The 18234-nt window shown below is 72.4% G+C and carries 14 protein-coding genes; 10 read left to right on the forward strand and 4 right to left on the reverse strand.

Annotated features, from left to right (window positions below; genetic code table 11):
* Positions 1-122: 122 nt before the first annotated feature.
* Positions 123-2156, reverse strand: coding sequence for an asparagine synthase-related protein (locus CHF15_RS06280; protein WP_089222595.1), 2034 nt, complete (start codon positions 2154-2156; stop codon positions 123-125).
* Between the two features lie 771 nt (positions 2157-2927).
* On the opposite strand from CHF15_RS06280, the gene CHF15_RS06285 reads away from it, so the two are divergent.
* From CHF15_RS06285 to CHF15_RS44725, 7 genes are all read left to right on the forward strand, one after another.
* Positions 2928-4340 carry a hypothetical protein gene (locus CHF15_RS06285; protein WP_018558441.1) on the forward strand — a complete coding sequence of 471 codons (1413 nt, stop codon included), beginning with the start codon at positions 2928-2930 and terminating at the stop codon, positions 4338-4340.
* A gap of 695 nt (positions 4341-5035) precedes the next feature.
* Positions 5036-6265, forward strand: coding sequence for an L-2-hydroxyglutarate oxidase (lhgO, locus tag CHF15_RS06290; protein ID WP_089222596.1), 1230 nt, complete (start codon positions 5036-5038; stop codon positions 6263-6265).
* A 12-nt stretch (positions 6266-6277) separates the two neighbouring features.
* Complete coding sequence (gene trmB / locus CHF15_RS06295; RefSeq protein ID WP_089222597.1) at positions 6278-7036, forward strand: tRNA (guanosine(46)-N7)-methyltransferase TrmB; 759 nt, start codon at positions 6278-6280, stop codon at positions 7034-7036.
* 67 nt (positions 7037-7103) lie between these two features.
* Positions 7104-8684, forward strand: coding sequence for a PrsW family intramembrane metalloprotease (locus CHF15_RS06300; protein WP_089222598.1), 1581 nt, complete (start codon positions 7104-7106; stop codon positions 8682-8684).
* Between the two features lie 41 nt (positions 8685-8725).
* Entirely contained in the window at positions 8726-9379 is a 654-nt protein-coding gene (locus CHF15_RS44330) for a DUF6230 family protein (RefSeq protein WP_143681532.1), read from the forward strand.
* Positions 9380-9465: 86 nt separating this feature from the next.
* On the forward strand, positions 9466-10122 hold the full coding sequence (locus CHF15_RS06310; protein ID WP_179279672.1) for a DUF6230 family protein: 657 nt from the start codon (positions 9466-9468) through the stop codon (positions 10120-10122).
* A gap of 20 nt (positions 10123-10142) precedes the next feature.
* On the forward strand, positions 10143-12152 hold the full coding sequence (locus CHF15_RS44725) for a DUF6114 domain-containing protein (RefSeq protein WP_220093273.1): 2010 nt from the start codon (positions 10143-10145) through the stop codon (positions 12150-12152).
* A 178-nt stretch (positions 12153-12330) separates the two neighbouring features.
* On the opposite strand, the gene CHF15_RS06320 is transcribed toward CHF15_RS44725, so the two are convergent.
* From CHF15_RS06320 to CHF15_RS06330, 3 genes are all read right to left on the reverse strand, one after another.
* Positions 12331-12549 (reverse strand): DUF2277 domain-containing protein, encoded by a 219-nt coding sequence (locus CHF15_RS06320; protein ID WP_089222599.1) that lies wholly within the window; start codon positions 12547-12549, stop codon positions 12331-12333.
* 25 nt (positions 12550-12574) lie between these two features.
* Entirely contained in the window at positions 12575-12958 is a 384-nt protein-coding gene (locus CHF15_RS44730; protein WP_179279674.1) for a hypothetical protein, read from the reverse strand.
* A 129-nt stretch (positions 12959-13087) separates the two neighbouring features.
* Positions 13088-13906 carry a hypothetical protein gene (locus CHF15_RS06330; RefSeq protein WP_089222600.1) on the reverse strand — a complete coding sequence of 273 codons (819 nt, stop codon included), beginning with the start codon at positions 13904-13906 and terminating at the stop codon, positions 13088-13090.
* Positions 13907-14172: 266 nt separating this feature from the next.
* On the opposite strand from CHF15_RS06330, the gene CHF15_RS06335 reads away from it, so the two are divergent.
* From CHF15_RS06335 to CHF15_RS06345, 3 genes are read left to right on the forward strand one after another with little or no spacing between them, the layout of a single operon-like run.
* Positions 14173-14856: a hypothetical protein gene (locus tag CHF15_RS06335; protein ID WP_089222601.1), complete on the forward strand. Its 684-nt coding sequence runs from the start codon at positions 14173-14175 to the stop codon at positions 14854-14856.
* A gap of 20 nt (positions 14857-14876) precedes the next feature.
* Entirely contained in the window at positions 14877-16304 is a 1428-nt protein-coding gene (locus CHF15_RS06340; RefSeq protein WP_089222602.1) for a ParB N-terminal domain-containing protein, read from the forward strand.
* Entirely contained in the window at positions 16301-18115 is a 1815-nt protein-coding gene (locus CHF15_RS06345) for a DEAD/DEAH box helicase (protein WP_089222603.1), read from the forward strand. The genes CHF15_RS06340 and CHF15_RS06345 overlap by 4 nt, the downstream gene beginning before the upstream one ends.
* Positions 18116-18234 lie beyond the last annotated feature (119 nt).

Genomic DNA, 18234 nt, shown 5'->3' on the forward strand with positions numbered 1-18234 from the left:
CGACATTTGTGGAGGATTAGCGTCCATTTCCCTCCGGACAGCGCACACATGGGGCGCACGCTCACCCAAATTGGCTTATGCAGGTGGCAGTTGCGGCGCCGACCGCCGCCAACCGCCGCCGATCACAGCGACAGCCGCTGCACCCCGCCCGCGACCGCGCGCTGTTCCGGCACCTCCGTGCCCGTCCAGCAGGAGCCGCGCCGCGCCAGCAGGCGGCGCAGCCACACCTCCGTGGCGACCAGGTCGGTGAGCCCGTCGACGGCCACCGGTTCGCCTTCCGCCGCCGCGCGCAGGGCGGCCCGTACGACCCGGGCCTCGACGAGCCCGGCGTCCGCGAGCAGCGGGGCCTCGAAGAGGTCGAGCAGGTCGTCGACGGCCGACCGCAGGCCCGCGCGGACGGCGACGGCCGTGGAGACGTGGGAGTTGACGCCCCAGCCGGGCGGCAGTTCGCGAATGCCCGCGCGCGCCAGGACGGAGCGCAGGATCGTGGCGCGGGCGCCGGGCTGGACGCGCAGCGTCTCGGGCAGTGCCCGGCAGGCCCGTACCACCTGGTTGTCCAGGAAGGGCGCGTGGAGCCGCTGGCTGCGCACCTCGGCGGCCTGCTCGAAGACCCGGTGGTCCGCGGCGTGCCGGGCGAGCGCGGCACGCGCCCGGCGTTCACCGGGGCGCTCCACCATCGCGCCCGGCCGGGCCGCCGCGTCCTGGAGGCGAACCGATACTTCGGCCAGCGCCTCGCCGGTCAGCCAGCGCGCCGCGGGGCCCGGCCGGCACCACGCGAGGGCCGCCAGCGACGCGGCCAGCGCGCCGCCGTGCTCCTCGAAGCGCCGGTCGAGCAGCCGGGCCGCAGCGTCCGCCACGCCCTGCCGGTAGCTGGTGCGGGCCAGCCGCCGCGCCGCCCGGTACACGGTGAAGGGCACGAACACCGAGCGCCCCGAGGGCCCGTCCGCCCGCGCCAGGGCCGTGACGGGACGCAGCAGGCCGCGCCGCCGCCGGTCCATCAACAGGTCGGCCAGCCGCGCCGGATGGGCGTCCAGCACCTGCCGGGCGCCGTGCCCCACGAAGTGGTCGGCGCCGCCCGCCGCCAGGCGCCGCCGGTGCCGTTCCGCGGTGATCAGGGAGGGGCCCGGCTCGTCGGTGAGCGGCCCGCTGTCGAGGTCGGCGTACGGCAGGGACTCCGGCCCGCCCGGCACGACGACGTGGTGCAGCCGGGGGTCGGCGGCCATGCTGCGGGCGCGCTCCAGCTCCGCCTCGCGCGCCTGGACGCTGCCCGTGGCGAGGTCGTTGAAGGTCACCGCCAGCAGGCGCTGTCCCGCGGCGGAGCCGTGCCCGAGCGGGGTGCCCGGCATCCCGGGCAGGCCGGCGGCGAGCAGGGCGAGGGTGGAGGAGGCGCTGCCCCCGGACAGGTCGGCCCCGATGCCCGGCGCGGGGTCCTCGCCGGGGTCCGGTACGAAGCGGGGCTGCGCCAGCCGCGTCCGGACGGCGTCCACCAGCGCGTCCCGTATGCCGGCGATCGCGAGGTCCGGGTCGGCGTGGGCGGCCGGGGTGCCCGCGACGGCGAGTGAGGCGGTGGGCTCGTAGCCGCTGACCTCGGGCACCCCGTCGCGCATGATGAGCGCGTGCCCGGGCGGCACCCGGCGCACCCCGGCGTACGGGGTGCCCTCGCCGAGCGCCTCGGGGGAGTCGGGGCAGGCGAGCAGCGCCGCCAGGTAGGTCACGTCCAGTGCGGCCTCGGTGAGGTCTGCCAGCGGCAGCGCCGCCGTGCCGTACGCCGTGCCCCGCGCCCACTGGGTGTGGAACACCGGCCGGGCGCCCGCGAGATCGCCCAGCACCGTGATGCGGCGGCCGATCTGCAGGACACAGGTGTAGCTGCCGGCCCAGGCCGTCAGGTGGCGCAGCGCCCCGCCGCGCGCGGCGAACAGCCCCACCCGCAGGTCGGCGTCGGAGGCGGCGCAGCGGCCCAGCACCGCCAGCCGCGCCACGGAGCCGTTCTCGGCGTGGACGATCCGCACCTCGTCGGCGCGCCAGTCGCCCACCATCCACAGCGGATCGGGGTCGCCCCACAGGAGTTGGGCGCCGACGGGCTGCAGGGTGCGGCCGGGGCGCACGCCGGGAACCTGTCCCGCGGCAGCGCTGCTCCACCCCACCAACCACCGCATCGCCGCCTCCACAGGTTGTGGACAACGTGGGCCGCCGTGGCCAACCGGCCCCGCGGCAGGCCGAACTGCCGCCCCGTCCGAGGAACATGCTGCCACGGAGCGGCGCACAAAGAGGCGCATGAGGACATGGTTGAGCGCCGGACCGCGCTTCACGCGCGGGCCGGCGCGGGCCGGTTCGACCCAACTCCCCCCTGATCAGTGTCACTTGGAACGGGCCACCGGATTTCAAACGTCATTTTCCAGTCAATGTCCCAGGAGGCCGCATTCGCCCGTTGTGCGACATGTGGGGGTCGCGGTCCGGGAGGCGTGGCGCACCTCCCGGACCGGTCCGCCACCCGCGGGGATTGTGGTGACGGAGCCCCCTGACCCGCCACTACCCCCCATAGCCGCACATGAGAGCCGCGGGCCAACCCACGCCACCATGGAACCCCTACCGTACGAACCGGCACAGAGCGCGCGGATGGGCGCACAGCCGCATACGCCGGTAGCACGCGCCACAAGCAGGAGTCGCCAGGCCGCATTCAGGGCAGGAATCTCGCCATCCGGGACAACAGCTCTTAACGGGCGGGATACGGCGAACTACGCTGGGTTCACCCGAGAAGCGATGTCCCGGCAGCTCGGGGTACGGCGCATGCCCGGTGGCGGGTGGCGGCGGCCCTGGCACGCCTCCACAAGAGGCGCCGGGCCAGCCGTTGTTGTGCGTCGAGAGGGTGTGACAGGCGTGGCAGGCGTACGCGGCCCTCGCGCTTACGGCGAGAGGTGGTAGTGGTCATGACCAAAGAACCCCGAGGGCCCAACGAGAAACTCGGCACCCTTCTCGCCCTGGCCGGCATCAGCAACGCGGGACTCGCCCGCAGGGTCAACGACCTCGGCGCCCAGCGCGGTCTGACCCTGCGGTACGACAAGACCTCCGTCGCCCGCTGGGTCACCAAGGGCATGGTGCCGCAGGGCGCCGCCCCGCACCTCATCGCGGCGGCCATTGGCAGCAAGCTCGGCCGTCCCGTGCCGCTGCACGAGATCGGCCTCGCCGACGCCGACCCGGCGCCCGAGGTGGGCCTCGCCTTCCCCCGCGACGTCGGGGAGGCGGTGAAGTCCGCCACCGACCTGTGGAAGCTCGACCCCGGCCGCCGAGGCCCGGGCGGCGGCGGCATCTGGCAGAGCCTCGCCGGCTCCTTCGCGGTCAGCGCGTACGTCACGCCCGCCTCCCGCTGGCTGATAACCCCGGCCGACGCCCGCGTCGCCCGCGAGGACCCCGCCCCGGGCACGCACCACGTCGGCCACTCCGACGTCGCCAAGCTCCGCGAGGCAGCGGAGGACGCCCGGCGCTGGGACTCCAAGTACGGCGGCGGCGACTGGCGTTCCGGCATGGTCCCCGAGTGCCTGCGGGTCGAGGCGGCCCCGCTGCTGCTCGGCTCGTACAGCGACGAGGTCGGCCGCTCCCTCTTCGGGGCCACCGCCGAACTCACCAGGCTCGCCGGGTGGATGGCCTTCGACACCGGCCAGCAGGAGGCCGCCCAGCGGTACTACATCCAGGCCCTGCGGCTCGCCCGCGCCGCGGCCGACGTCCCCCTCGGCGGGTACGTCCTGGCGTCGATGTCCCTCCAGGCCACGTACCGCGGCTTCGCAGACGAGGGCGTGGACCTGGCCCAGGCCGCCCTCGAACGCAACCGCGGCCTCGCCACGGCCCGCACGATGTCCTTCTTCCACCTCGTCGAGGCCCGCGCCCACGCCAAGGCCGGTGAGAGCGCCGCCTGCGCCACGGCCCTGGCCGCCGCCGAGTCCTGGCTCGACCGCGCCCGCGACGGCGACGCCGACCCGCCCTGGCTCGGCTTCTACTCCTACGACCGGCTCGCCGCGGACGCCGCCGAGTGCTACCGCGACCTGCGCGTACCCGGGCAGGTGCGCCGCTTCACGGAGACGGCGCTCGCCCGGCCCACGGAGGAGTTCGTGCGGTCGCACGGGCTGCGGCTCGTCGTCTCGGCGGTCGCGGAACTCGAGTCCGGCAACCTGGACGCGGCCTGCGCGGCCGGGGTCAAGGCGGTCGAGGTGGCCGGGCGGATCTCGTCGGCCCGGACGACGGAGTACGTGCGGGACCTCCTGCACCGGCTGGAGCCGTACGGGAACGAGCCGCGCGTCGCGGAGCTTCGGGAGCGGGCACGGCCCCTGCTGGCGGCTCCCGCGTAGGAGGCGGTTCGGGGTCGCCGTCGCCGGTGCCGCCGGTGGTTCGGCTCTCCCGCCGTCTCGCGCCCTTCGGTCGCAAAGCGGCGGGCTGCGGATGGGGAGGGTGGGGGCGGCCCTCCTCGGCGGTGTGCGGGTCGGGGCGTGGCGGGGGTTCGGGCTCCGGAGCGGGGCCGGTTGCTCGTACGGTTCCGGTCTCGTTGCCGTCCGCGCGTACAGATGGCCGGTTGCCACGCCCACCGTTCGTGGGTGGCGCGCCCGCCGTGACCGGCGTCTGCGGGTGCTTCCCCGACAGGCACGGGGCTCGGCGGGTGGTCTGCCGAGATCGGGCCCTGTTCCGCCGACTATGCCGGCGAAAGCGAGCCCGAAGTCCCGCCCACCCCTCATCAGCACCTCGAATCAGCCGCGGACGCCGGTCACGGCGGGCGCGCCCACCACGCAGCGAAGGCGTGGAAGCGGCCATCTGCACCCGCGGACGGCAACGAGACCCCCGCCAACGGACACGCGACCGCTCCGGAGCCCGAGCCCCAGCCACCCACCCACCCGCACCGCGCCGAGGAGGGCCGCCCCACCCCCCATCCGCAGCCCGCCGCCTTGCGACCGAAAGGAGCGAGACGGCGGGACAGCCGAACCAACAGCGCTTTCACAGGTTTGCCGCGCGCCCGGACGGGCCAAGCCTTACGCGGGAGGTGACCGCGCGCATGGACTCCGCGGACATCGTCGTCATCGGCGCCGGCATCGTCGGCCTGGCGACCGCGTACGCGATCACCCGTACCTCCCCCGGCACGTCGGTGCTGGTCCTGGACAAGGAGGACGGCCCGGCGCGCCACCAGACCGGCCACAACAGCGGCGTGATCCACAGCGGCATCTACTACCGCCCGGGGTCGCTCAAGGCCCGGTACGCGACGCAGGGCGCCGCGGAGATGGTGAAGTTCTGCGCCGGCAACGACATCCCGCACGACGTGACGGGCAAGCTGATCGTCGCCACGGAGCGGGAGGAACTGCCCCGGCTGCACGCCCTCGTCCAGCGGGGACGGCAGAACGACATCCCGGTGCAGGAACTGGGCCCGGCGCAGATCGCCGAGCGGGAGCCGCACGTACGGGGCCTGGCGGCGATCCACGTCGGCACGACGGGGGTCTGCGACTTCACCGCGGTCGCCGCGGCCTTGGCCCGCCTCACCACCGAAGGCGGCCGCGGCGAGGCCCGCATCGCGTACGGCAGGGAGGTCCGCGCCCTCCACCGCGACGGGCGCAGCGTGATCGTCGAGCCCCACAGCGGGCCGCCGGTCCGGGCCGGGGCACTCGTGAACTGTGCGGGCCTGTACTGCGACCGCGTCGCCCGCATGGCCGGGACCACGAACGAGGACGTCGCGGGCGTGCGCATCGTGCCGTTCCGGGGCGAGTACCACGAGCTGCGCCCCGACCGCGCCGGCCTCGTCCGCGGCCTGGTCTACCCCGTCCCGGACCCCGCCTTCCCGTTCCTCGGCGTGCACCTGACCCGCGGCGTCGACGGCTCCGTGCACGTCGGCCCGAACGCCGTCCCGGCACTCGCCCGCGAGGGCTACCGGCGGCGCACGGTGCGTCCGCGCGACCTCGTCGAGACGGCCGCGTTCCCCGGCACCTGGCGGATCGCCCGGCGCCACTGGCGGTACGAGGCCGGCGAGATCCGCCGCTCGCTGTCGAAGCGGGCCTTCGTGGAGTCCGTGCAGCGCCTGCTGCCCGAGGTGACCGCCGACGACCTGGTGCCCGCCGAGGCCGGGGTGCGGGCGCAGGCCGTGCTGCGGGACGGGACGCTCGTCGACGACTTCCTCATCGCGGGCGACGGGCCCTTCGTCCACGTGCTGAACGCCCCCTCGCCCGCCGCGACGGCCTCGCTGCCGATCGGCCGGGAGATCGCCCGCAGGGCACTGGCGGTGCTGGGGCGTACGTAAAATCGACGCATCATGTCGAAGCCCCACACCCCCCACTTCCCGGGCGGCCCCGCCTCCCACCCGCACCCGGACGCGCACACCGAGCAGCGCATCCGCACCTTCCACCCGCGTCGCGGCCGGGTCACCCACGGCCAGCGCGCGGCGCTGGAGCGGCGCTGGGCGGACTGGGGCGTCGACCTCGACGGCACGCCGCTGGACCTGGACAAGCTCTTCGCCGACGCGGACCTCGCCCCGGACCGCCCGGTGGTCCTGGAGATCGGCTTCGGCATGGGCGACGCCACCGCCGCGATGGCCGCCGCCGACCCCGGCACCGGCATCCTCGCCGCGGACGTGCACACCCCCGGCCAGGGCAACCTCGTCCACCTCGCCGAGCGCGAGGGCCTGCGCAACGTCCGGGTCGCCAACGGCGACGCCGTCGTCCTGCTGCGCGACATGCTCGCCCCGGAATCCCTGGCCGGCCTGCGGGTCTACTTCCCCGACCCGTGGCCCAAGGCGCGGCACCACAAGCGCCGCATGATCCAGCCGGAGTTCCTGGCGCTCGCCGTGTCGCGGCTGCGGCCCGGCGCCACCGTGCACTGCGCGACCGACTGGGAGCCGTACGCCGAGCAGATGCTCGAGGTGCTGACGGCGGAGCCCGGCCTGGTGAACGCCTACGCCACCACCAGCGGCTACGCCGAGCCGCGCCCGGCCTTCCGCCCGATGACCAAGTTCGAGCGCCAGGGGATCGCGAAGGGCCACGTCGTCCACGACCTGGTCTTCGAGCGCCGGTGATCGCTCAGCCGTGCGGTAATCCGTAACACCATCGCGCCGCGCGGCCGGCGCGCCGTAAGGTCATCGGGTGTCCTCGTACTCGCATTCGCCCGACTCGCCCCTCCCGAGCCCGGCGGCCCAACCCGCCGTACCCGAGTATCCGGAACACCAGCAGCAACCGCAGTTCGCGCTGCCCGCACCCGGGCAGTGGCGCTACAAGCCGCGCCGCCACTTCTGGGAGAACCGGACGTTCCGGCTGGTGGCTCTCTTCTCCGTGCTGGCGCTGTGCGGGGTGCTCATCCTGGCGCTGGTGCGCCGCCAGACCGGCACGGAGGGCTTCCTCGTCGGTCTCCTCCTGGCGGTCCTGCCGGTCCCGATCCTCGGCGGCGCCTTCCTCTGGCTGGACCGGGTGGAGCCGACCCCGCTGCGCAACGCGGTCTTCGCCTTCGCCTGGGGCGCGTGCGCCGCCACCCTGGTCGCCATCCTCGCCAACGAGTACGCGACGGAACTGCTCGCGACGACCTTCACGGCCAGCGACTCGCAGAGCGACATCTGGGGCGCCACCTTCGTCGCCCCCGTCGTGGAGGAGAGCGCCAAGGGCGCCGCCGTCCTGCTGCTCTTCCTCTTCCGCCGCCGCGACTTCACCGGGATCGTCGACGGCGTCGTCATAGCCGGGCTCACCGCCACCGGCTTCGCGTTCACCGAGAACATCCTCTACCTGGGCTCCGGCTTCGCCGAGGACCAGGCGTACGGGACCGACGGCGGCCTGGGCACGACCGCGGCGATGTTCGTCGTCCGGATCGTGATGACGCCCTTCGCGCACCCGCTGTTCACCTCGCTCACGGGCATCGGCTTCGCCATCGCCGCCACCTCCCGCCCCGGCCGGGCCCGCCGCTGGCTGGCCCCGCTCGGCGGCTGGCTGCTGGCGATGGTCCTGCACGGCACCTGGAACGGCTCCGCCTCGTTCAGCCCGCTCGGCTTCCTCGCCGTCTACGCGACGGTGATGATCCCGCTGTTCGGCCTGCTGGTCTGGCTCGCGATCTGGTCCCGCTCGAACGAGCTGAAGACCATCCGCACCCAGCTGCCCCTGTACGCCATGGCCGGCTGGCTCAGCCCGCCCGAGCCCGCCGCCATCGGCTCCATGAAGGGCCGCGGCCTCGCCCGCTCCGCCGCCCGCGGCGCGCAGGGCAAGGAGGCCGCCCGCACGGTGCGCGAGTACGTGTCCTTCGCGACCTCGCTCGCCTTCCTGCGCGCCCGCGCGAACCGCGGGGCCGCCGGCGCCGACTTCCAGGCCCGGGAGCAGGAGCTGCTCCACCACCTGTGGGAGCGCAAGGCCGTCGCCCAGCCGGCGCTCACCCATGCGGCCCACGCCATCCGGCCCGCCTTCCCGCCCGTGTACCCGTGGGCGGCACCCCCGCCGGGGCCCCCGTACGGGCCCTACCCTCAGGTCCAGCCGTACGGGCAGCCGTGGCCGCAGCCCCAGACGTGGCCCCAGGCGCAGCCCCAGCCTCAGGCCTGGCCGCCGGCCCAGGCGTGGCCGCAGCAGCCCCCGCAGCCGGGGGCGTACCCGCAGCGGTGGGGCCCGCGCCACCCCCAGGTGCCGCCGCAGCAGGGGTGGTCCCCGCAGGCCGCTCCCTACCGGGATCCCCGGGGCGGCCGGCACCGCTGACTCCGGTTGCCCGGCCGCGGGACCGGGGATGCAATGGCCGGGTGAGCCCGCTGATACGACGTACGAGCCGCTCCGGCCGCCGTCCGTCCGGCCGCACCAGCTGGACGCGGACGGCAGTCGTCCTCATACCGACCCTCGCCGTCTCCACCGCCGTGGCCGTCGGCGCGGGCGCCGGGGTGGTGCCGGTCTCCCTCGCGGTCTCACCGACCACGACCGCCCTGTCCGGCCAGAGCATCCAGATCGCCGCGGACAGCCTGACCGGCACCGGCTTCACCCAGTACGTGACCATCGACCACACCGCCGAGGGCGACTTCCCCCAGGCCGTCTCCGCCATCGCCTCCGCGGAACTGCGCAACCTCTGCCAGTCCGTGGTCGGATCCGTCCCCGGCTTCGGCCAGGTCACCCTGCGGATCATCGCGGGCGCCGGTGACGAGCCCGTCCACGCCGACCAGCTGATCGTCGACAGCGAGGACCTCGCGGGCGACGCCGAGTTCCACGACATCCGGATCGGTGTGGACGCCTCGAAGACGGACACCGAGGGCAGGGCCAAGGGCCCGGCCGGCGCCGTGGGGCAGCAGGCCGAGAGCGTCACCATCGACCACCTGCGGCAGACCACCAAGTCCGTGAGCGCGGCCACCTTCCGGCTGAACGGCCTGCACATGACGGTCAAGAAGGGCGCCCACCCCTGCTTCTGACCCGAATGGGCGAGTGCGTACGACCATCGGGGTGATTACGTACCGCCACCGAGCGACCGATCAGACTGCCCCACGGTTGACGGGATGTGCTGACCACCGAGCCCAACGGGTCCCGGCCCGCCACGTCCCAGGCCGCCGTCGCCGCCTCCGGCCGCACCAGCTGGAAGCGGCTCGCCCTCGTCATGGTGCCGACCGTCGCGGCCGCGGGCGCCGTCGTCGCGAGCCTGGCCACCGGCGCGCTGGCCGCGTCCTTCGGGGTGTCCGCCAACTCCTTCACCGTCGCCGGAGAGAGCTTCCAGATCTCCTCCTCCCTCCTGGAGGGCGACGGCTTCGTCCAGTTCGGCGTCCTCGACCGGGGCCGTGACGCGGTCTACCCGGAGGCGCTGTCCGCCATCCGCCGGGCCACCCTGCACGACCTGTGCCAGTCCGTCGTCCAGCCGGTACCGGTCATCGGCCCGGTCACGCTGCGGCTGACCGCGGACCCGGCGAGCGCCGACCGCCTCGTCGCGGACGCCCACGACATCAAGGGCGACGCCGTCTTCGAGAACATCCACATCGGCCAGGACGCCTCGACGGTGGACCAGGTCCCCGGCGTCCGGGGGCCGGCCGGGGCCTTCGCACAGCAGGCCACGAGCATCCGCGTCCGCGACCTGCGGCAGACGAACCGGTCGGTAAGCGCGGCCACCTTCCGGCTGCCGGACCTGCACGTGCAGGTGCTGCGCGGCGACCACTCCTGCTTCTAGGAGAAGCCGCCGTGACCCGCATGCTGAGCCGCGCCGGAGCCCTCCGTTCCCGCTTCCGCGCCTGGCGCCGCAGCCGCCCCTTCTGGGCCGGCGTATGGACCCTCCTCGCCGGGGTGGAGATCCTCTCCATCCCGCTCGCCCCGCTCTCGCTCATGATCCACGAGGGCATCGCCGGTGTCTCCGGCCTGCTCATGGGCGTCTTCCTGGTCATCCTGGGCCTCACCCTGTGGCTGGCCCCGCACTACCGCGCCTTCGCCGGCATCGCGACCCTCGTCTTCTCCGTCGCCTCGCTGGTGCTGTCCAACTTCGGCGGTTTCCTGATCGGCTTCCTGCTGGGCGTCATCGGCGGGGCCATGGCCGTCAGCTGGGTGCCGGACGGCGACGACGGCCGCGGCAGGCGGTCCCGGCCGGTGCCCGACTGGGGCGGCGGGGGCGGCGCCACGGGGCCCGCGGCGGGTGCGCCGCAGGGCGGCACGCCGGCGGGCGGCCCTGACGGCACCCCGGCCCCGGCGGTCCCGCCGGCCGCCCCCGCGGGCGGTACGGAGCCGGCGCCGCCGACGGCCTCGGGCCCCTCCGGCTCGGGCTCGGGCTCCGGTGATGGCGCGGCGGGCGCGGCGGGCGCGGACACGGCGGCGCTCCGCTCGGCCCTCCGCACCCGGGCCCTGCGCAACCGGGCCGTACGGCTGCGGGCCATCGGCGCCCTCCCCGTCGGCGGGGCGCTGCTCGCCGGGGGACTGCAGCCGCTGGCGCCGATGGCCATGGCCCACGACGCCGGTGCGCCCAGGGGCGACGGCACCGCCCGGTCCGCCAAGGGCTACCGCAGCGCGGGCGAGGCCGTGTGCGACGTACTGGACGGCCTCTACCACGCCCGCAACCCCACCGCGCACGGCACCGGAAGCGCCACGGGCAAGGCCAGGAACCGGCCCCCGGGCGGGCTCCACGCCGGCGTCGAGGCGCAGGCCCCGCTCCCGGTCCGCGGCTCGCTCGACGTCTCGACCGGCGGCACCCCGAAGGGCGCCGGGCCGGGCCCCGTACCGTCCCAGCGCGCGGCGCCGCAGCAGCCTTCTGGCGGGCTGCTGGGAGCGGTGGGCGACCTGCTGGGGCTGCGGGGCAAGCAGCCGTCCGCGCAGGCACCGGCGCCGCGGCGGCCGGGCGCCACCCCCTACGCGCCGCCCGCACCCCGCGCCGGCGGCTCCACCCGGCGTACGCGGCCCGAGGTCCCCGCGCCGTCCGCGGGCACCCCGCCCACCGGCCTCCTGTCCGGCAACAGGATCAGCCCCGACTCACTGCTGGACCTGGTCGTCCCCCGTCACCCTTCCGACGGCGGCATGGACGAACCGCTCTCCCTGCTCCCCGCCCGCATCCGCCTGGGCACCCCCGACTCGCCCTGGTGCCTGCCGAAGGTCTCCCTGGAGCTGTCCGTCGGCGCCGCGGGCTACCGCGACCGCGTGACCGCCGCCGAGCAGCCGTTCCGCGTACTCACCCCGCTGCTGGTCCTGACCGGGCTGACGTACCACGGCATCACCGCCGTCCCCACGCGCGCCGGCGCCGAACGCGTCCTGGTCTTCACCGCCTGGCGCGCCGACATCGCGAGCCTGCGCCAGACCGCGGGCCTGCTCTCCCCCGCGTGCGCCCGCCGCCACGCCCGCGACTGGACGCCGCCCTTCCACGGCCTGCCCGGGATCGGCCTGCCGCTGCTGGACATCGGGCTGCCCGGCATCGGCCGCGTCTCCCCCGAGCCGCCGCCGTGGGCCCCCTGCCAGGGCGAACTCGAGACGGACGCCCGGCCCTGGAGCACCACGACCGCCACCGGGCGCCCGGTCGTCCTGCTCACCCGGGTCCTCAGCGGCAACCTACTCGGGCTGCTCCCGGTCACCTTCACCCCGGACACGCCGCCCCCGCTGCCGCCCGGGCTGACGATCCCCATCCCGCTGTTCTTCACGCAGGCAGTGGCCTACAACCAACTGCTGACCGCGCACCGGCTCACGATTCCGGGCATGCACCAGCGGGTGTCGGCGTCACTCCGCTGACTGGCACACGACGGCGCTGGCCAGCAGCACGGCGGTCAGAGCGGTGACGACGAGGGCCCTACGGACAACGGACATGGCACACCTCAGTACAGCGGCGGACTGGTTCGAGCAGGCCACAACCTACCGTCACCGGACCGCCACTCAACGTCACGGCACCGCGGGGAACCACCCGCCAGGGCTATGAAGTCCGCTGGCCCCGGACCTGGATCCCGGCGAGCAGCTCGCGCGTGGCCGCCGTCACGGCGTCCACCGCCTCCTCGAAGGCCTCCCGGTTGTGCGCCGCCGGCGCCCGGAACCCGGAGATCTTCCGCACGTACTGCAGGGCCGCGGCCCGGATGTCCTCTTCGCCGACCTCGGGCGTCATCGGCGGGCGCAGGGTCTTGATGCTTCGGCACATGGCTCCAGTGTGCCCGCGCCCACTGTCAGGCCCACCCCGCGCGCGGCCGCCTGCCCCACCACCAGCCGCCCGCACCGCCCGGCGCGGCCGCGTCCTCCACCGTCAGCTCGATGTACCGGCCGTCCACCTCCCCCAGCGACTCCCCGAACAACTCCGCGACCGGCCCCGGCAGCCTCCGCACCAGCCCCGCCACCCCGTCCCGGCACACCAGCTCCCCCCGCGCCGCCCCCCGCCCCGCCTCCAGCCCCCGCACGACCCGCTCCCACGCCTCCAAATGCCCCCGCGCCTCCCGCAGCACGCTCCCCTCCACCTCCCACAACGCCTCGTCCACCTCCCCGTACGGCGCCCTCCGCAACGCCTCCATCGCCTGCTCGAACCCATCCGTGACCGGCGTCTCGCTCTGCCTCATGGGCCCATGCTCCGCCCGCGGGGGGCGCGCGTCGCGCCGGACGCGCACGAGTCAGCGCGCGGCCCTGAACTCATCCCCTGCAGGCGGAAGCGCCGACGTCCCCGCTCGGACTCCCCGGCCGCCGGCTGGCTACCTGGTGGCTGCTTTGAGCAGAGCGCCGGCGTCGCGTTCATAACCGCGCTCATGAAGCGCCAACGCGGCCTCCATGACATCGCGTTCCGGTTGTTCCCGTCCGTAGATGTGGAGCAGGTTGTCCGCCAACTGGTCCTCGCTCAGTTCCCTCAGCAACACAAGCGCCGTGGCACTCTCGGCTGGCGTGAGAACCTCCCCGGTCCGTCGCATCACCGTGACCACTGCTACTTGGTCCCGGCGCGCGTGGAGCCGCTGGACGCTCTCCACGAGGCTCCGTGCGGCCACCACGTCACGAGCCCATCGTTGCCGGTCCCCATCACCATGCGGGACCGGCAACGATGCCGCCCCACGCCTGTTCGCAGATTCTTCAGCCAAGCCGGCTCGAACGCTGCTGTGCAGCGATTCGCTCTCCGCCCGCAGACGCTGGTTCTCACGGCGAAGCTGCCTCATTGCGTGTCGCATGGCTTTCACCGCCCGCCCCGAGGTGGCGCAGCTCGAACACGCCCGGCGCCTGGCTCTGGCGCACAACGTGAGCAAATCGCTCTTGCCGAAGACCAGCGACCTTCCCGCTTTCTCCGTGGCGGCCTCGTAGAGGAGCGTCACGAAGTCATCATCGGGAACCCGCTCACCTTTCTCGTACCGACTGATCCCGCTCCTGTCCTTCACAGATCCGTAGCCTCGCGCGGCCAGATGACGAGCCAAAGCCGCCATGGACATGTCCATACATTCAATCCTGAGCCACCTGAGCCGGGCCGCCAGTTCGACCCTCGCCAGCGACAGGCCCCCGGCACTGCCCTGAACCACTTCGCCAGTCATCCCGCTCCCCGGCCCTTCATCGCATCGACAGATCAGCATCCCAGTGCTGCCGGTCCCCCTCATTCCCGCCAGAGAATGGATTGTTGCCACTTAGACGTCAACACGAATTGCGCTGGACTGCGGTTGCGCAACCCGTCAAGACTGGTCGCCACGCACCGCCCGGCAACGGAGTGGGGGGCTCGGCCGTGCCATGCACGCATGGCCGCGAAGCAGCACTGCATGCGCCAATTGCAGACAAATAACCCAATAACGTAAGGACGCAGACAATGCAGCCGTCGTGGCAGGACCCGAAGTACGGAAGCAAGGTGCGCGTGGCTCTGTGGCTGGAGTCGGAGGTGGGGGTCGGAAACATTTTCACCAAAACGGATCTTCGGGACGCATTCCCGGGCGTCGCTCAGATCGACCGGCGCTTGCGGGACTTGCGGGATCACGACTGGCGGATCGACACGAATCGTGACGACCCTGCCCTGAAGGCAGTGGAACAGCGGTACGTCGCCAGAGGTGCTGAAATCTGGCTGCCCGGCCAGGCAAAGATCGCCAAGCACAAGAGCAGCCTGTCGCCCACTCAGCGGGTCAAGGTGTGGCGGGAGGACAACTTCGTCTGCCGGACTTGCGGCATCGGCAGCGGTGAACGCTACGACACGGCGAGTGTGGAAGTAGCCCAGCTCAACGTGGCCCGCCGCACGGTCCGTCTCAGCGGTGACAAGCTGACGCATCAGCTCGTCACCGAGTGCAAGCGTTGCGGAGCCGCCGCAGGCGATCGAACCGTGGAGCTGGATACCCTGCTCGCCCTGGTGGACGCACTCGCCCCGTTCGAGCGTGCGGTGTTCGCCGGCTGGATCGCGGCGGACCGGCGCGAACAGGAACCTCTGGAGAAGCTCTGGGGTCTCTACAGGACCCTGCCGATGGAATCGCGCGCGGCCGTCGCGCAAGCCGTAGCCGCCAAGTAACAACGGGGAGGGAACACACAATGCGGAAGTTTCCGCCGCCGCCGCGAGCGGCTGAGTTCAGCGAGCTGATCAAGAAGCGTCTGGAGGAGGTGAAGAGCGCCGGTGGCACCCGTGAAACGGTCACCATCGACTGGAACGAGCAGCAGGCCCACGTCGAGGTCATCGACCTCCCGGTCAAGTCGCTCTACTTCAATCCTGGGACGCACCGCATCCGTGCCCAGCGCAGCCACGACCCGGCGCGGGACGCGGTGCTCGACAAGGACGCGTGGTGCGACGACAGTCAGAACTACCTGCAGTACCTGCTGAGCGTTCTGCCCACGAATCCGAGCCTCCGGGACCCGGAATTCGACAAGCTGAAGGAGAGCCTGAAGGACTTCGGGCAGAACGACCCTGGCCTCGTGACCCATCACGGGATCCTGGTCAATGGCAACACCCGAGCCGCCGCCCTCCGCGAACTGGGCATCCAGTCGATGCGCGTCGGGGTACTCCCTGAATCCTTCACTTGGTCGGACATCAACGCCGTCGAGCTGTCGCTGCAGCTGCGCAAGGACCACCGACGGGACTACTCGTACATCAACCGGCTCCTCGCCATGAAGGAGCAGGCGGAGCTGGGCAGAACGCCTGAGGCGATCGCCAAGGACTTCCGGATCAAGACCCCCACGTACCACCAGGAGCGTTGGATCCTCAGCGTGATCGAGGACCTCATCGAACGCAGCCGCAGCGGCGGGGGGACTGGACTCAGGCTGGTCGACTGGGAAGGCGACCAGGAGAAGCTCAAGGAGCTCCAGCGCTTGTACGAGAAGCTCAAGACACTCGACCACGACGCCGCGGAGGTACTGAAGGAGTGGCGGCTCGCGGCCATTCTCCTCGGGTTCTCCAAGACTGACGTACGGCACATCGACGAGGACTTCCTCAAGGCACAGTACTTGGAGAAGACCATGCCGGCCGGCGTGTCTGGGGCAGGAGCGGCCGGGGAACCCGACGGAGTGGCGATCCCGGGTCTCGGGATCAGCGTCCCCGCGGCATCGTCCGAGGTCTCGTCCGCCCGCTCGCTCAATGACCGGATACTCCGCGCCGCCGCCACCGTACGCACCGGTGACGACCTGCTCGATGCCGACAAGGCCGAGGCTCAGGCTCTCCTCGACGACGCCGAGAAGGCCTTCGACTCCGCTATCGACGCGGCCGGCCGTGACGCGCGCATCCGGAAGCGCAAGCAGCTCGCGCCGGCGCGGCTCGGAGAGGCGATCGCGTGCATTGACCAGTGTGTGGTGGAGCTCGTGCAGGCACGTGCGCAGCGGACCCTTGACGAGGAAGCCTTCGATGACGCTGTCGTGAAGCTCCGCGAGAGCCTCGTCAAGCTCGCTCAACAAGCTGGACGTGGCATGCCGAACCCGGGGGACGGCGTTGCCTGGCTCGTCGACGCCGCCGCTTCCGGAGGCACGCAGTGACCACGTCCGGGGTCTCCCTTCGCCTGGACTTCGATTCATCCAGGACCAAGGTCGTCCTGACGACCACCGAGCAGTACCGGCACGAACTCGTCCGGCTGGCCGCCCGTTTCCGTACGGGCGGCCAGCTCGGCCCTCTCTCTGCTTCCGTCGCGCTCGACGAGTTGCTGGCGGACCTCAGTGCGCTAGGGAGCTGGCCTCACGCCACGGGTGTCGAGTGGGCTCCCGAACTGCAGGCGCTCGTCGTGGGCATCGTCCAGGACGCGAACACCGTCAAACGGCGGCTCAGCTCAGCCGAGCACGGCGCGGAAGTCTCCCCTGACGACGTGCCGGCGTTGCTCGGGGATGACTGGACCGCCGAGCTGAGCACCTTCCAACGACGGGACATCGCCAAGCTCTTGTCGCTCCAGCACGGGGCCAATTTCAGCGTTCCCGGTGCGGGCAAGACCCGTGTCGCCCTGGCCGTCTACGCGGCCCAGAGAGCGGCGGGGAAGGTCAGCCGCCTGCTCGTCGTATGCCCGAAGTCAGCCTACGAATCCTGGCAGTACGAAACCGCGGCCTGCTTCAGGCAGCCGCTGCGCACAAACGTCCTCGGCGGCGACACGCAAGACCAGTGGATGGAAGTCCTCATCGTCAACTACGAGCGGCTGGACCGCTCTCTGGGCCTGCTCGCCGCATGGCTGCAGGCAGGTCCGGCAATGATCATCCTGGATGAGGCCCACCGGATGAAGCTCGGGGCACGTGGCACCTACGGTGCCGCGTGCATGACCCTGGGCCCTCTCGCCCGCCGTCGCCTCATCCTCACCGGAACTCCGGCACCCAACGGCTCGAAGGATCTCGAGAGCCTGCTCGGCTTCGTCTGGCCGGGACACGGGCAGCGCAGCGTCGTCCAGGCCGTCGCAGGCGGCGACCTCGGTCATGCGAGTACCGTCCTCCGGCCTCTCTTCACTCGTACCACCAAGCAAGAACTTGGCCTGCCGCCCGTGAACACCCAGATCCGCTACGTAGACCTGCCACCGTTGCATGAAGAGATCTACGATTCACTGGTGAAGGGATCGGGTGGTAACGCCCGCGACGATCTCAGCGCTCTGGGGAAGACCGCCCTGAGGCTTCTCATGGCAGCCACCAGCCCGGCGCTACTTCTCGAAGGCACAAGCCGCTACGAGCCGCTGGCTTACCAGCTGCCCCCGCTGGAGATCCCCAAGAGTGACTCGCTCTACTCGCTTCTGCAGAACCTGCCCGATTACGAGCTGTCGCCGAAGTATCAGGAAGCGATCGCGATCGTGGCTGAGAACGCTGCCCGGGGGCGCAAGACCCTCGTGTGGACCACGTTCGTCCGTAGTCTGACGACCCTGGAACGGCTCTTCGCGAAGTACGCGCCGGCAACGGTGTACGGCGGCACACCGGACAGGGAGGAACAGCTCCGGCGATTCCGTGAGGATCCGAGTTGCATGGTGCTGATCTCGAATCCCGCCACTCTCGGTGAGGGAATCTCGCTGCACCATGTCTGTCACGACGCCGTCTACGTGGACCGGGACTTCATGGCTGGACGATACCTCCAAAGCCTGGACCGCATCCATCGTCTCGGCCTGGCGCCGGGAACCGACACACGAGTCACCGTGCTCGCGGTGCGCAACACGATCGACGAGGTCGTGGAAGCGCGCCTGAAGCAGAAGCTCGACTTCATGGGGAAGATCCTCGATGACCCCACGGTGCAGCAGCTGGCCGACCTCGAGGAGGAGCCCGCTGTCGCGGCAGGTCTGGCCCCGAGCGACATCGAAGCCCTCCTCCATCACATCCGGGGAAGTTCCTGACGTGTTGAGCTGCCCCGGTTCTCCGTTGCACGCCCTGGACCGGGGCGCCCGACCACGTGTGGGGAACCAGGCAGTCCGCACTTGATCGCCTCTGGTAGCGTGGCATTATTTTGCGCCAC

This window comes from Actinacidiphila glaucinigra, from assembly GCF_900188405.1.
GTDB lineage: Bacteria > Actinomycetota > Actinomycetes > Streptomycetales > Streptomycetaceae > Actinacidiphila > Actinacidiphila glaucinigra.